Annotated in this window: 15 protein-coding genes; 10 read left to right on the forward strand and 5 right to left on the reverse strand. The window is 43.2% G+C overall.

Annotated elements, in window-relative coordinates:
* Positions 1-47: 47 nt before the first annotated feature.
* Both DY200_RS00865 and proC read right to left on the reverse strand, forming a co-directional pair.
* The gene (locus DY200_RS00865) at positions 48-1,202 is read right to left on the reverse strand and encodes a 3-phenylpropionate MFS transporter (protein ID WP_115586549.1); all 1,155 of its coding nucleotides are present in this window, start codon (positions 1,200-1,202) and stop codon (positions 48-50) included.
* Positions 1,199-2,017, reverse strand: a complete 819-nt coding sequence (proC, locus tag DY200_RS00870; RefSeq protein WP_115586550.1) for a pyrroline-5-carboxylate reductase — start codon at positions 2,015-2,017, stop codon at positions 1,199-1,201. Before proC ends, DY200_RS00865 begins: the two co-directional genes overlap by 4 nt.
* 173 nt (positions 2,018-2,190) lie before the next feature.
* Here proC and rdgC point away from each other — a divergent pair, with 173 nt between their 5' ends.
* Both rdgC and DY200_RS00880 read left to right on the forward strand, forming a co-directional pair.
* Entirely contained in the window at positions 2,191-3,099 is a 909-nt protein-coding gene (gene rdgC, locus DY200_RS00875) for a recombination-associated protein RdgC (RefSeq protein ID WP_115586551.1), read from the forward strand.
* 9 nt (positions 3,100-3,108) lie between these two features.
* On the forward strand, positions 3,109-3,714 hold the full coding sequence (locus tag DY200_RS00880) for a beta-phosphoglucomutase family hydrolase (protein ID WP_005600193.1): 606 nt from the start codon (positions 3,109-3,111) through the stop codon (positions 3,712-3,714).
* A gap of 254 nt (positions 3,715-3,968) precedes the next feature.
* Here DY200_RS00880 and nrdD read toward each other — a convergent pair whose 3' ends face one another.
* Positions 3,969-5,750, reverse strand: a complete 1,782-nt coding sequence (nrdD, locus tag DY200_RS00885; RefSeq protein WP_115586552.1) for an anaerobic ribonucleoside-triphosphate reductase — start codon at positions 5,748-5,750, stop codon at positions 3,969-3,971.
* Positions 5,751-5,754: 4 nt separating this feature from the next.
* On the reverse strand, positions 5,755-6,222 hold the full coding sequence (nrdG, locus tag DY200_RS00890) for an anaerobic ribonucleoside-triphosphate reductase activating protein (protein ID WP_115586553.1): 468 nt from the start codon (positions 6,220-6,222) through the stop codon (positions 5,755-5,757).
* Between the two features lie 381 nt (positions 6,223-6,603).
* Between nrdG and rsxA the strand changes: the two genes are divergently transcribed.
* Genes rsxA through lpxM form a run of 8 tightly spaced genes read left to right on the forward strand, consistent with a single transcriptional unit; the run spans position 6,604 to position 14,099 of the window.
* The gene (gene rsxA, locus DY200_RS00895; protein WP_005595894.1) at positions 6,604-7,185 is read left to right on the forward strand and encodes an electron transport complex subunit RsxA; all 582 of its coding nucleotides are present in this window, start codon (positions 6,604-6,606) and stop codon (positions 7,183-7,185) included.
* Positions 7,185-7,796 (forward strand): electron transport complex subunit RsxB, encoded by a 612-nt coding sequence (gene rsxB, locus DY200_RS00900; protein ID WP_115586554.1) that lies wholly within the window; start codon positions 7,185-7,187, stop codon positions 7,794-7,796. Before rsxA ends, rsxB begins: the two co-directional genes overlap by 1 nt.
* Positions 7,789-10,101 (forward strand): electron transport complex subunit RsxC, encoded by a 2,313-nt coding sequence (gene rsxC / locus DY200_RS00905; protein ID WP_115586555.1) that lies wholly within the window; start codon positions 7,789-7,791, stop codon positions 10,099-10,101. The genes rsxB and rsxC overlap by 8 nt, the downstream gene beginning before the upstream one ends.
* Entirely contained in the window at positions 10,094-10,738 is a 645-nt protein-coding gene (locus DY200_RS00910) for a trimeric intracellular cation channel family protein (RefSeq protein WP_005611285.1), read from the forward strand. Before rsxC ends, DY200_RS00910 begins: the two co-directional genes overlap by 8 nt.
* A gap of 19 nt (positions 10,739-10,757) precedes the next feature.
* A complete protein-coding gene (rsxD, locus tag DY200_RS00915; protein ID WP_115586556.1) occupies positions 10,758-11,804 on the forward strand; it encodes an electron transport complex subunit RsxD in 1,047 nt (348 codons plus the stop codon).
* Positions 11,804-12,436, forward strand: coding sequence for an electron transport complex subunit RsxG (gene rsxG / locus DY200_RS00920; protein ID WP_005595908.1), 633 nt, complete (start codon positions 11,804-11,806; stop codon positions 12,434-12,436). Before rsxD ends, rsxG begins: the two co-directional genes overlap by 1 nt.
* Before the next feature lie 11 nt (positions 12,437-12,447).
* On the forward strand, positions 12,448-13,134 hold the full coding sequence (locus DY200_RS00925; protein WP_005616651.1) for an electron transport complex subunit E: 687 nt from the start codon (positions 12,448-12,450) through the stop codon (positions 13,132-13,134).
* A gap of 8 nt (positions 13,135-13,142) precedes the next feature.
* Positions 13,143-14,099, forward strand: a complete 957-nt coding sequence (gene lpxM / locus DY200_RS00930; protein ID WP_005616653.1) for a lauroyl-Kdo(2)-lipid IV(A) myristoyltransferase — start codon at positions 13,143-13,145, stop codon at positions 14,097-14,099.
* 60 nt (positions 14,100-14,159) lie between these two features.
* Here lpxM and DY200_RS00935 read toward each other — a convergent pair whose 3' ends face one another.
* Positions 14,160-15,146, reverse strand: coding sequence for an amidohydrolase family protein (locus DY200_RS00935; RefSeq protein ID WP_005595914.1), 987 nt, complete (start codon positions 15,144-15,146; stop codon positions 14,160-14,162).
* Between the last annotated feature and the right edge of the window lie 275 nt (positions 15,147-15,421).

The following is a 15,421-nucleotide window of genomic DNA, read 5'->3' on the forward strand; positions in this document are numbered from 1 at the left end:
TCGTTTTTTGTTAGTTTTTAGCAAAAAATGACCGCTTATTTTTTAGATTAACGTAATGTCGTATTAAATTTTTTCGGCACGATAAAAATTGCCGGTATAACGATAATTGCCATCAGCCAGAAAGCAAAATTCGGCATATCTTGATAGAGCATACCTGATACGAAGGTAAAAATAGCGGTAAAGCCACAATTCGATAACGCAAAATATAAGCCTTGTAATTTGGTAATTTTGTCCGGACTTTGAGCGGAAATATAACGAATCATCGCATAATGTGCCATGCCGAACGTGATGGCATGGAACGTTTGTGAGATCACCAACAAAGTAATTTCAGTGGTTGAAGCTAAAATTGACCAACGAATAATCGCTATAACGCTTGCAATCATCATCAAATGTGCAATACGCCATGATTTAAACAAGCGGTTGGAAAATAAGAAAAACAGAATTTCGGCACATACCGCAAATCCCCATAACAAGCTGCTGGTTTGGGTGGAGATACCGGCAGCCGACCAGTGAATCGTACTATAAGTATAGTAAGCGGCATGTGAGCCAAGAATTAATGACACGGCAAGCATCATACGCAGCGTAGTCGGTTCTTTGAGAATCTGCCAATAGCTGAGATTTGATGAAGATTTCTTATCTTGTTGATTTTCAAAGCCGACTGTCGGCGTAAGTAATTGCCCGCAACCTAGTAAGATAAAGAAAACGAACATAATCCAAATAATTGAACCTTCCCCTAGCCAACCGGTTAAATAGCCGGTACTTAATGAACCGACCACAAAGGCAATCGAGCCGAATAAGCGCGCTTTGCCGTAATCGATACCGACTTGTTGTTGCCAAAGTGAAGCGATACTGTCGCCAATCGGCATTGCACCGGCATTAAAAATATGGAAAAGCATTAATGCAGGAAATAGTAACCAAATCGATTCCGCCGACCATGCAATAACAACGATCGCAATCAGATTCAGTAATGTGAGAATACGAGCCGTAGGGATTAATTGATTGGGCGACTTCACTTGCTGTGAAGCTAACATTCCGCCGGCAAAGCGAAACAAATAACCGAAGGAGGCGAGTAAACCGATTATTTCAGTACTGTATCCATACTGTTTTAACCAAACCGGTAGGAATGGTAAAAATACCCCGTAGGCACAAAAGAAGCCGAAGAAATTAAATGCCGACCATTGGAACGGCGTTAGCTTGATCATAGCTGCTGCTCCATTTCCTCCGCACGCTGAATAGCCGCTTGCATTGCTTGATCGACCGTTTCGGTTAATTTGTGCCGTTCAAATACCGCTAAGGCTTGTGCCGTTGTTCCGCCTTTTGAGGTCACGTTCTCTCGTAGTATAGCAAGTGAAGTATTCGGATTTGCTTCGACTAATTTGGCAGCGCCTAACGCGGCTTGTTGCACCAACAAACGTGCATCCGCTTCACTAAACCCCATTTGCATTGCACTTTGTTGCATCGCTTCCATAAAACGGAAGAAATACGCCGGGCTTGAGCCTGTTACGGCAATAATATGATTGATTTGTTGCTCTTGTTCGACCCAATAGCATTTCCCGACTGCGGACATTAGGCTCTCGGCAAATTGACAAGCGGTCGAATTTACCGATTTTTTTGCAAATAACCCGGTCATTCCTTCGCCAATCAGCGAAGGTGTATTTGGCATGGTGCGGATAATATTTTTAGCAGTAGGCAAAAGCTGTTCTAAACGGGCAACTGAAATCCCTGCTGCGACAGAAATCACGGTTTTATTGGAAAAATCCACCGTTGAAAATTCACTACAAACTTCCGCCATCATTTGCGGTTTGACCGCTAACACCACGACTTCCGCCTGTTCAACTGCTTCACGATTGGTAAAATTTTTCGCAATTCCGACCGCTTGTAATTCCGCTCGGCGAGCTAAATTGCTTTTGTTGCAAGCGATAATTTGCGAGGCGGGATAATGGCTTTTGAGTAGGCCTTGAATGATGGCGTATGCCATATTGCCAGTGCCGATAAAGGCAAGTTTTTGATGATTCATTTTTACCCTCATAAAAATCTCCCCCAGCCCCTCTTTGCAAAAGAGGGGAGCGGTTCTCCAATCAGCCCTAAAATTCCCTTTTTTAGAAAAAAGGAAGGGGAGATTTGATTAGAGCCCAAAAGAGAAATCTGTTAGAATTTTGCCCATTCTAACACCCTAAAAGGATCATAAAAATGTTCTGGTTCAAAAATGTCATGATTTATCGCCTGACTTCGCCACTTTCGTTGGAAAGTAGTTCTCTGGAAGAGCAACTGCGACAAACCAAATTTAGCCCTTGTTCGCAAAGCGATATGAGTAAATTCGGTTGGTCGAGTCCGCTTTCCGGCTCGGAATTATTACATTTTTCTCAGGGCAAACAGTTTTTGTTGGTTTCGCATAAAGAAGATAAGCTATTACCGGCGAATGTGATTAAAAAAGAAACGGAAGAGCGTATTGCCGTTTTAGAAGAAAAAGAAGCCCGTAAGCTTAAGAAAACCGAAAAACAGGCGATCAAAGATGATGTGGTGGCAATGTTGTTGCCTCGAGCATTCAGTAAACATCAATTCACCGCAATTTGGTTGGATTTAGATGCACAGCTCGTTTATGTTGATGCAGGCTCAAGCAAACGAGCGGAGGATACGCTCGCATTATTGCGTAAAACCTTAGGATCGCTACCCGTTGTGCCGATTTCGTTCGCTTTATTGCCGAGTGAAGTGATGACGAACTGGATTGCCAAAGGACATACGCCGAATTGGTTGAGTTTATTGGAAGAAGCAGAGTTAAAATCTTTTGATACGGATAGCGTGATTCGTTGCAAACGCCAAGATCTGGAAAGCGAAGAGATCGCTCAACATTTACAAGCGGGCAAATTTGTCACAAAACTTGCAATTGATTGGGAGAACCATTTCTCGTGCGTATTAAATGAAGATGCTACGCTTTCCCGTGTGAAATTTGCCGATGAAGTGCGTGAGAAAAATGACGATATTTTAAAAGAAGATATTGCTCAACGTTTCGATGCGGACTTCTTGTTAATGACCGAAGAACTTAAATTATTTACGCAAAAAATGATTGAAGAATTTGGTGGTATTAAAGAACGTATTTAGGAGAAAGCGATGTTAGTCAGTACAGAAATTTTGGATCAGTATCAGGCTCTTATCTTTGATATGGACGGCACTATTATTGATACGATGCCAAGCCATGCGAAGGCGTGGGAGATTACCGGCGAACATTTTGGCTATCAAGTGGATAGCTCGGTAATGTACGAGCTAGGCGGTGCAACCACTTACACCATCGGACGTGAAATTATGCAACGAGCAAATATGCCGATGGAATTATTGGAAGAAGTAGTGCAAATGAAGCGTAAAATTGCGATGGATCTTACCTATGAACATTCTTCTCTGTTACCAGCGTTTGAAATTATCCAACACTATTCAGGTAAAAAGCCATTAGCAGTAGGCACCGGCGCACATCGGATCCAAGCCTATAAATTACTCGATAAATTTAATCTCCGCCCGTATTTTAATACGATTGTCGATGCGGATGATGTGAAAGAACATAAACCGTCGCCGGAAACCTTTTTATTATGTGCCGAGCGTTTAGGCGTAGAACCTAAACATTGCCTTGTATTTGAAGACGCAGATCTCGGTATCCAAGCCGCCCTCGCTGGCGGAATGGATGTGTTTGATGTGAGAACCAACCAGATTACAAAAGCACGATAATTTTTTTTCTTATCAAATCTCCCCTAACCCCTCTTTGCTAAGGAGGGGGACTTGTATAAGTATCTCGTTTGTATTATTTCCTCTTAAGCGGTGTTAAGCTTCAAAAAGAAAAGGCACGAGTGAGGACACTGGTGCCAGCATTTCAGTTTTATTTAGTCTTTTGATATTTGTTCGACTATTTCAATAGAAAACACTCTCTCCCCTTGTGGGAGAGAGACAGTAAAAATTGCGTCAGGCAATTTTTGCAGAGAGGGTTAAGCCGCTTCTCGATGATAAAAACGCAAGCTGTGTTCTTTTTGGCGGGCGGAGCTGAAGGCGGATACGCGTTTTAAATAACCGATCACGCGTGTGCCGTAGTCGATATTTTGTGAACCGCATTTTGAACAGCTGCATAAGGTGCGTTTATCAATATGTGCACATTCGTTACAAATCGTGATTTTGACGTTGATACAGAAATAGTTACATCCGGTTTTTGCCGCAATATCAAGTAATGAGCGATAGCCACTTTGAGTAAGTGCTTCATCTAAATTAAGGTGTAGCGCTGAGCCGCCATCTAGCCACTCAATGAGCTCTTTCCCGTGCAGTAAGAATTTATCCAAAGCATTGGTATTTTCGTCTTCAACCACATAGAAATAAGAGTTGTAGCAATCACGAGGTACAAAATAACCGTCTGCTTTATCCCATTTCGCATTTTTTACCCCGAGATTTTCCGCTGGTACAAATTCGGTATTGAATTTCACGCCATATTTTTTGGAAGCGGTCTGATTTGCTTCAAAAATGACTTTTAAACGACTTTGTACAAACTGCATATAATCCGAGTTATAACCAACGGTCAAGCCTTGTGATTCGGCGGCTTCTGCCATTCCGTTGATACCAATCGTGAGGAATTGCTTATCTAAAGAAATAAATCCCGCATCATAAACCGGTAGCATTCCGGCGGCTAAATATTCTTCCATTAATTTACGATAAGCGTATTGATATTTATGGATCTTGCCGACTTCTTCCTCTAGGTCACGCCCATCTTGCACTAAACGGTTCATATTGATGGTAATGACGTTAATCGAACCGGTCGCCACGCCGCCGGCACCTAATGAATAAGAGAACGTATGATCTGAGATTTCATTGCGTAAACGGCAACAAGAAGCGAGCGAATCAGGATTATCTGATTGATAAATAAAGAATGAGTTACCTTGTGACAGTTCTTCCGCCATTTGATCGGCGAATTCATTGTCTTTACATTTACCGTTTTCGGTCAGCATTGCCGCCGTTACTACCGGGAAAGTTAAAATCGCTTTAGAGCGTTCTTGGTTAAACCATTTCATAAAGAAAATTTGTAGTGCGGCAGTTGTTTCCCAATTTGGACGTTCAAAATCAGGGAAGACAAAATTACCGAACATCGCTTCAAAATAGTGTTTGTCATAAAGCGAAATATTCCAGAACACGCTTTGGTAGCCACGAGCGGCAGCCGGTTGGTTAATACTATAAACCACTTGTTGTAGGTGGTTTTCGATTTCACTGCGGTGGGTTTCGAGATAGTTATCACCAAAATCTTTACGCGCAAAATAGTCGAAATACGTGAGGAATTCAACGGTGGCAACCGCACCGGCAAATTGTGAGCTGACCGCAAACACAAAATTCACAAAAGAACCACAGAATGATGCAAGATGCTTCGGTGCTTTGGATTCTCCGCCTAATTTGGTGAGCCCATCACGTAAGAAAGGGTACATTGTGACCGATACGCAATAAGGCTTTAAGCTTGTCTCATCATGTACGTAAATCTCATGCGCTTCAATTTGACGTAAGTATTCGCCCGCAAGTTCTTCATCAAATAATTCCGCAATTTTATTGCTCACTTTGGCACGATTAATTTGCACAAAGAAGTCTTTCATCATTTCGTTTTCCATTGTCGCAATATTTTTTTGCGTAACATTGGCATTCGCATCCATTTTGGAACCGTCCGCTGCATTTTTTGCGTGCAGATAATGCTCAATAAAGCCTAACTTGCCTTCAAGTTGATTAGGTTGTAAGCGAATCATGTAATTAAACTCCCTTGATAAATAAGTGATTGAGATTTTCGCCGGTGCGTAAATCAATAAAGCGTTGATTGGTGGTAAGACTGCTTAAACCGCCTCTTTCTGCAATCCAACGCCCTGTTTTTAGGTAGGTTAATTGCGAAAGTAACTCTGCGGAAAGCTCATCTCGTTCAAGCCCAGTATAAAGGCAAGTCTGTAGCCCTCTTTGTTTGCAGTAACTCAGTAGCGGAATCAGTTGTTCGGGTAGCCATTCGCCGCCCATAAAAAGTACGCAGCTGATTAAGCCTTGGTATTTATTTAATTGCTCGGTGAGGTAATTTTTTGTCAAAATTTGACCGCTTCCTAATTTCCAGCTTTCTGTACTATGACAGCCTTTACAGCCTAACGGGCAACCGGTAATTAAGAAGGCGAGTGAGGTTTCGTGCGGCACTTCTTGCCAAACAATTTGTTCCGAGCAAAATCTGAGGTTTTTCATTTGTTATAAAAATGTTACTATATATTGTGTTTTAATCAATTATCAACACAAGATGTTGTGTTATTTTAGTCATTTTTTTTGAAAATAAAATCAAAAAATTTGCAGGGGAGGGGTTGCAATTTGCTAAGTGACGGAAAAATAAAGCGGATAACGGATTGTAAATTTTTGTGGACCTTGTGCAGATAATTTTCAGTACGGATTCGCTTAGAAAAGTCCATATACCTAATATTTTTTATTGTTAGAACGGCTAAAAAACAGGATAATAACCATCATTTTTATAAATAATTTCTAAAGAATAAGCGGTAGGATTTTGCGGAATTCTTGCAAAATTTTCACTAAAAACAACCGCTTATTTTTATTTTGTCTTTTATTGTGGATACTATGGTCGATTACATTCTTTTAATTATCAGTACCGCACTCATAAATAACTTTGTCCTAGTAAAATTCTTAGGGCTTTGTCCGTTTATGGGGGTGTCTAAAAAAGTGGAAACCGCGATTGGTATGGGGATGGCGACCACTTTCGTGCTGACCGTCGCTTCGTTGTCGGCATATCTCGTCGAAACTTACGTATTAATTCCTTTAGAGGCGCAATTTTTACGTACATTGGTGTTTATTTTAGTTATTGCGGTGATTGTGCAATTAACGGAAATGATCGTCCACAAAACCAGTCCGACTTTATACCGTTTGCTCGGTATTTATCTGCCGTTAATCACGACTAACTGCGCGGTACTCGGTGTTGCGTTATTAAACGTAAATCTTTCCAATAATTTGGTTGAATCGGTACTTTACGGCTTTGGTGCGGCGTTAGGTTTTTCTTTGGTATTGGTTTTATTTGCCGCATTGCGTGAGCGTTTGGCGGCGGCGGACGTACCGCGTCCGTTCCAAGGCGCTTCCATCGCTTTAATTACGGCGGGACTCATGTCGCTTGCCTTTATGGGCTTCACCGGTTTGGTAAAAATCTAATGTTAGCATTTCCTATTATTGTTTATATCATTATCGCTATTGCTGTGATCGCCCTGATTTTCGGTGCGATTTTAGGCTATTCTTCAATTAAGTTAAAAGTTGAAGCCGATCCTATCGTCGAACAAATTGATGCCTTGTTACCGCAAAGCCAATGCGGGCAATGCGGTTATCCCGGTTGCAAGCCGTATGCGGAAGCGATAGCCAACGGTGATCAAATTACCAAATGCGTGCCGGGTGGTCCACCTTTGGTGGTAAAAATTGCGGATCTATTGGGTGTGGAAGTGCCTGCAATGGACGGCGTTGCCGAGCCGGAAGTGAAGGTGGCATTGATTCACGAAGATATGTGTATCGGCTGTACCAAATGTATTCAAGCCTGTCCGGTTGATGCGATTATCGGTACCAATAAAGCGATGCACACGGTCATTCCCGATTTATGTACCGGTTGCGAATTATGTGTCGCGCCTTGCCCGACAAATTGTATTGAAATGGTAAAACAACAAACGACAACCAAAACGTGGAATTGGCAATTTGACGAGAATTTAGTCATTCCGGTGGTAAATACGACAGAGTTACAGAAAAAATTGGTGATTGGCGGAGGTAAAAATGAGTAATGCGATAGAGGTATTGGATCGTATTCGCCAAGGCAACCGATCCGGAGAATTATGGCAATTCCCGGGCGGGATTCACCCGATGCAAAATAAAAAGCAATCGAATCAAAAACCGATTCGCAGTTTGCATTTGCCTAAATTTTTCTATGTACCGGTTGTGCAACATTCGGGTTGGGCGGGCGAACTTTTGGTTAAAGTCGGTGATAACGTATTAAAAGGACAGCCGCTGACCAAAGGCGATAACTATCGCCAGTTACCGGTACACGCACCGACATCGGGCACGGTTATCGGTATCGAGCCTTATGTGTCGGCACATCCGTCCGGTTTACCCGAGATTACCGTGATTATTGAAACGGACGGTAAAGACGAATGGATTGAACGCCGACCGATTGACGATTTTTTAACGCTGACAAGCGGTCAAATTATCGAAAAAGTTTACCAATACGGCATTGCCGGTTTGGGCGGTGCGGTATTCCCGACCGCTTCAAAACTCAGCCTAGCGGATAAGCGTTGCAAAGTATTGATTATCAACGGTGCGGAGTGCGAGCCGTATATTACTTGTGACGACCGTTTAATGCAGGATTATACCCACGAGTTTCTTGAGGGGATTCGTATTTTGCGTTACGTGCTACGTCCGGAAGAAGTGGTGTTAGCGATTGAGGATAATAAACCGCAGGCGATCCAAGCGGTAGAAAAAGCCTTAAAAGGTTCGAACGATATTACGTTACGAGTCATCCCGACTATTTATCCGTCCGGTGCAAGCGATCAATTAGTTCAGGTATTAACCGGTTTGGAAATTCCGCAAGGCAAACGTTCGATTGAAATGGGCATTGTGATGCACAATGTCGGAACGGTGTTTGCGGTTAAACGTGCGGTAATGGACGATGAACCGTTAATTGAACGCGTGGTAACACTAACCGGCGATAAAATTCGCAATAAAGGCAATGTGTGGGCAAGACTCGGAACGCCGATTCAACATTTATTGGAGCAGGTCGATTATCAAGCGGACAGCCGTTTTCCGGTGTTTTTAGGCGGACCGATGACCGGTTTTATTTTGCAATCCTTACAAGCGCCGATTACCAAAACGGCAAACTGTATTATTGCGCCGGATCATTTTGAATACGCGCCGCCGGAGCCTGAGCGCAGCTGTATTCGTTGTTCAAGTTGCTCGGATGCTTGTCCGGTCGGGTTACTGCCGCAACAGCTTTACTGGTATGCACGCTCGGAAGATCACGATAAGTCAAAAGAATACCATTTGGATGCCTGTATCGAATGCGGTGTCTGCGCTTACGTTTGCCCGAGTTATATTCCGCTGATTCAATATTTTCGCCAAGAAAAGGCAAAAATAACGGAAATCGAAGAAAAAGCGAAAAAAGCGGAAGAGGCGAAAGCTCGTTTTGAAGCGAGAGAAGCTCGCTTGCAAAAAGAAAAAGACGCTCGAACTGCACGTATCGCGCAAGCGGCGGATAAACGCCGAGAAGAAATAGCAAATTCTGCCGGTGAAGATCCGGTAGCCGCTGCTTTGGCTCGAATCAAAGCAAAAAAAGCGGAAGCACAAACTGCAGAGCCTGTACAAGCTAAAGCAAACGGCGAGCCGGATAATAGCGAATTAATGGCACAACGCCGAGCAAGACGTTTGGCAAAACATGCCGAAGTTAAAAATGAAGTAAATGACAATCTTTCTATCAATACTGTGCAGCAAGTAGAAGAGACTGATCCTAAGAAAGCTGCGGTTGCTGCCGCATTAGCGCGTGCAAGAGCGAAAAAAGCAGCTCAAGCGCCGGAACAAGCGGTTGAAAATACCGGAAAAGTTGCAACCGCAACAGAAGCGGAAGATCCGCGTAAAGCGGCGGTCGCGGCAGCGTTAGCCAGAGCCAAAGCGAAAAAAGCAGCGCAACAAGCCGATCAGCAAGAACAGGCGCAAGCGGGCGAAAATGCCGAAAAAGTTGCAACCGCAACAGAGGCGGAAGACTCACGTAAAGCCGCGGTCGCAGCAGCATTAGCCAGAGCCAAAGCGAAAAAAGCGACACAACAAGCCGATCAGCAAGAACAGGAACAAGCGGTCGAAAATGCCGAAAAAGTTGTAACCGCAACAGAAACGGAAGACCCGCGTAAAGCAACGGTCGCAGCAGCGTTAGCCAGAGCGAAAGCGAAGAAAGCGGCACAACAATCCGCTGAACAAGCGGTCGAAAATGCCGAAAAAGTTGTAACGGCAACTGAAGCGGAAGACCCACGTAAGGCGGCAGTCGCGGCGGCAATTGCTAGAGCGAAAGCGAAAAAAATGAGTCAAGGGTTATCAAATGACTAATTTATTCGACAGCTTATTGCCGCCTTTTCCTTGGTCATTCTTATTTATTCAAGATTTGATCGGCACGATCGTGTTTGCCGTATCCGGGGCAATTGCGGCTCGACAACATAAAATGGATATTTTCGGTATGTTCATTTTAGCGTTTGTGACCGGTGTCGGCGGCGGTACGTTGCGTGATGTGATGATCGGCAGTACGCCGGTTTTTTGGATGAAGCAACCGATTTATGTTTTGATGATCACTCTTGCGGTAATTATCACTGCGGTTTTTAAAAATAATTTCAGTAAAAAAGAGTGGCAAACCGGTTTACTGATTTTCGATGCGATTGGTTTGGGTGTGTTTACTGTTATTGGGGTGCAAAAAGGCTTGGATTTCGGCTTACATCCGTTGATTGCGATTGCATTAGGCGGAATGACCGGCTGTTTCGGCGGCGTGATTCGAGATATTCTACGTAATGAAGTGCCGATTGTGTTACAAAAAGAAGTATATGTCACGGCAAGTCTTATCGGCGGTGTGATTTTTGTGTTGTTCTATTCCGCCGGCGTTGAAAGCCGCTGGGTAGATATTGCCACGGTCGTTACCGTGATTGTGATACGTTTATTAGCGATTCGATTTAATTTAAATTTACCGAGAATTTAAACGGGAAAGGAATGATTTGATGTTTAAAATGGTGAGTTCTCCCCATACCCATTCGTCCAATTTAACGGCGAAATTTATGCTATGGGTTATGGTTGCAATGTTACCCGCGTTGGGGATGCAAGCGTATTTTTTCGGTTATGGTGTTTTTATTCAAGTTTTTATCGCACTGTTGTTGGCGGTAGCGATTGAAATCGCTATTGCAAAATTGCGTCGAAAACCGACCGCTTTTTATGTTGCGGATTTAAGCGGTGTATTAACTGCGCTGATTTTAGCCATGTCGATTCCGCCTTATGCGCCTTATTGGATCATTGTAATCGGGATCATTGTGGCGTTATTACTGGCGAAGCATTCCTACGGCGGTTTAGGGCAGAATTTATTTAATCCGGCAATGGTTGCTTATGCGTTATTATTGGTTTCGTTTCCGGTACAAATGACCGGCTGGCTTGTACCGATTGATTTATTAAACGAACCGCCGACATTCGGCGATGCTATTTCGTTAGTGTTTTCCGGCGTAACCAGTGACGGCTTTAGCGTACATCAATTACTGGGCAGTGTGGACGGTATCGCACAAGCCACGCCGCTCGACAGCGCCAAAACCAGTATGCAGAAATTAGGCGTAGAAGGCGTATTACAATCGCCGATTTTTAGCGGCTTGTTCGCAAACGGTTGGTGGCAAATTAATTTGGCGTTTCTTGCCGGCGGTTTGTTGCTAATTTATAAACGCATTATTCACTGGCAAATTCCGGCGGCGATGTTAGGGATGTTTGCTTTATTGAGCGGGCTAACCGATTTATTGTTACCGCATACTCACTTAAATGTCGTTAGCCAGCTTTTTAGCGGTGCAATGATGTTCGGCGCTTTCTTTATTGCAACCGATCCGGTTACTGCTTCGATTACGCCTCGCGGTAAATTGATTTTCGGCGGCTTAATCGGTTTATTTGTGTACTTAATCCGTTATTACGGCAATTATCCGGATGCGGTGGCGTTTTCGGTATTATTGGCAAATATTTGCGTGCCGTTAATTGACCATTACACTCAACCACGATTATATGGAAGCGGAAGATAATGAATACCTCAAAAATTACCGTTAAGTATGCGTTATTACTAGGCGCGATTGCGCTTATTTGCACTGCCGTTTCGACCGGTGTTTATTTGCTCACCAAAGGACGGATTGATGAAGTCACGGCGGCTCAACAGCGCCAATTCTTACAAGAAGTTGTGCCTGCGAGCCATTTTGATAATGATTTGCTAGGCTCTTGTAAAATAGTGAACTTACCGAACGCACCTTATTTAAATCGCATCTATATTGCAAAAAAATCGGAAAATTTGACCGCTTATGCGATTCAAGCGACGGCACCGGACGGTTATTCAGGCAATATTGTTTTGTTGATGGGCGTTCAACCGGACGGCAAAGTGCTTGGCGTACGGACGTTAGAACATAAAGAAACGCCGGGATTGGGCGATAAAATTGAAACACGTGTTTCAAATTGGATTTTGTCGTTTAGCGGCAAGTTATTTAGCCTAGAAAATGAATCGTTATGGGCGGTAAAAAAAGACGGCGGTCAGTTTGACCAATTTACCGGTGCGACTATTACTCCTCGTGCGGTAGTGAATAATGTGCGCCAAAGCGCAAAATGGGTCGTCACGGAATTAGCAAAATCTCCCGAACAATTAGAAACTTTTGCAAGCTGTAAATAAGAAAGAATTGTATGAATACTGAGAATCAAATTCCGGTGACGGAAATCGATACCACAACGCCGGCGGAACCGTCAATTTGGCGTAATTTGCTTGCTGAAGGCGTGTGGAAAAATAACGGTGCTTTAGTGCAGCTGTTAGGGCTTTGTCCGTTATTGGCGGTATCAAATAATGTGACTAATGCGCTCGGACTCGGTTTGGCGACCTTATTAGTGCTGGTTTGTACGAATACTATGGTGTCGTTATTCCGTAAATTTACTCCGAACGATATTCGTATTCCGATTTATGTGATGGTGATTGCCACCGTGGTAACGGCGGTTCAATTATTAATGAATGCCTTTGCTTATCCGGTTTATCAATCGCTTGGTATTTTTATTCCGCTGATTGTAACTAACTGTATCGTCATCGGACGGGCGGAAGCTTTTGCGTCTAAAAACTCGGTAGCGCATTCCGCTTTTGACGGCTTTGCCATGGGGCTTGGCATGACGTTAAGCCTTGTGGCGTTAGGTGCAATGCGTGAACTGATTGGTAACGGTACGTTATTTGACGGCTTGGATTTATTACTGGGCGATTGGGCGAAATCTTTACGAATTGATGTGTTACACTTAGACTCGGGTTTATTACTGGCAATTTTACCTCCCGGTGCATTTATTGGGCTTGGGGTCATTTTGGCGGTAAAGAATTTGATTGATAAGAAATAGAGAACCGAATGGCAGAACGAATTACAGCCCGAGAAGGGTATGAACATAAATTTTTAAAGGAATTTTTGTATCCGAAATATTGGGGCGTATGGCTTGGTGTTTTGGCGCTGGTCGTTTTGGCTTATGTGCCGGCTCGTTTACGTGATAAATTAGCCGTTTTTGTCGGAAGAGTAGTCAAAAATTACTTAAAGAAAAAAGGCAAAAAGCAATATCATCGTGCGGATACAAACTTACGTTATTGCTTTCCGAATTGGTCCGAACAGCAGCGTGAACAAGTGATTGAGCGAATGTTTATTACCGTAGCACAAACTATGCTGGGGATTGGTGAAATCGCAATTCGTTCGGTAAAACATTTACAACGGCGTAGTGAATTTTTAGGTTTAGCGCATCTGCAACAAGCTAAACAAGACGGTAAGAATATTATTTTGCTTGTGCCGCATACGTGGGCGATTGACGCTTCAGGTATTATTCTGCATACGCACGGAATGCCAATGGTTTCAATGTACAACCCTCACCGAAACGCATTGGTTGATTGGCTTTGGAATGCAACGCGCGAACGTTTCGGCGGAAAAATGCATACACGCCAAAACGGTATTAAACCGTTTCTAAACGATGTGCGTAAAGGAAATATGGGCTATTTTTTACCTGACGAGGATTTCGGCGAAGAATTAAGCGTTTATGCCGATTTCTTTGCGACGGAAAAAGCCACCCTACCGGGGCTGAATAAAATGGCTCGTGTCGCTAATGCGGAAGTGATTCCGATGTTTCCGATTTACAATGCGGAAAAGAGCCTATATCAAATGGAAATTTTGCCGGCGTTGGAATTTTCCGGTGACCCGGTGCAATCCGCCCGAGAAATGAATAAAGTGATTGAGTATTTTGTGACGAAAAATCCGGAGCAATACGTATGGATTTTACGTTTACTCAAAACCCGCCGAAACGGCGAGGATATTTATAAACGCTAGTATTGAACGATGATAAAAAAACCGAGCGTTTTCGCTCGGTTTTTTTGTCGTATGAGAGGGTTAGAGTAAACCTAATACTTTTCTGCCGTTAATTGAAGCGATATTCGCCATTTCCTCTAAGTTGGTAAAACGGCAACCGGCTGAAAGTAAGCTCAGTTCTTGCCACATATCGCCTTCACATAACGGCACCATATAGTCACAGATATTATCGGTACCGATTGCTACGGTAATGCCTTCCGGAATTAACTCGTCCGCCGGTGTAAGTGCGTTGTGGAACGGTTGTAAGTCTTCTTTACGGCCGCTATCAATCCACGCCATCGGGCAAGCGATAACCATCATTTGCGAATCGCGCATTTTTTGGTAGAGCATTTTGCGGTATTCTTTCGGATGCGCACCGATAGAAATACCGTGAATCGCAACCACTCGACCTTGCATACCGTGTTCAATCGCCTTATCGCATAATTGTTCGGTTTCTTTTTCTTTCGGCGTGTTAAATTGGTCCACATGCACGTGTAACATTTTACCGAGCGATTTGGCTTTATCCATTAAGATGTCCATCGCTTCCAAGCCTTTGCCGTAATCCAATTCGTCGCGATAAGGTAAACCGCCGATCATATCCACCATTTCGGAACCGATATCAAACCATTTTTTAGCGGTAGGCTCGATAACCCCTTTTAAAGTTTGGTTGGCAAATTTTAAAGCGATATCACTTTTATATACTTCGCGCGCTTTGTGTGCGGCGATAATCGCACGGTCTTCACATACGCCGTCGATATCCACAAAAGTACCGAATGCGGTTACCCCTTGTGAAATCATCAATTCGATAGCTTGAGAAAAACGACGGTAATAGTCATCAACCGTCGAGTTACGTTTCACTTCATCCACTAAGTCCCATTTTTGCTGAAGGTTGGCATTTTGATAAATCGCAATTTTTTCCGGCGTCATAGTAAATGCGCGGTCAGCATGGGCATGAGAATTTACCCAACCGCCTTTTTTAATAATTTCGTCACGAATATGGCTTTTAAGCGTACGAATTAATTGGCTCATGTTAATTTATTCCTCTTTACGACTTGTTTAATTTAGGTAAAAAAAAGATCTCTAGCGAGGAGATCTGTTAAAAATTGAAATGCCAAAAAAAGAGCCAAGCACCATAGCGATATGATGTTTGGCCTAAATGAGTGTTTAAGTATGTTGTAAAGTATTGCATATAAATCTATCTAGTTCCTTTCTGGCACTAGGACTATAGTATAGTCCTTTTATCGGAAGAAAGCAAACGTTTGCCTTTTGAATTTGCATTATGTTTACGCTTGACTTACAATTGA

It is taken from the genome of Actinobacillus lignieresii (assembly GCF_900444945.1).
In the GTDB taxonomy this organism is placed as follows: domain Bacteria; phylum Pseudomonadota; class Gammaproteobacteria; order Enterobacterales; family Pasteurellaceae; genus Actinobacillus; species Actinobacillus lignieresii.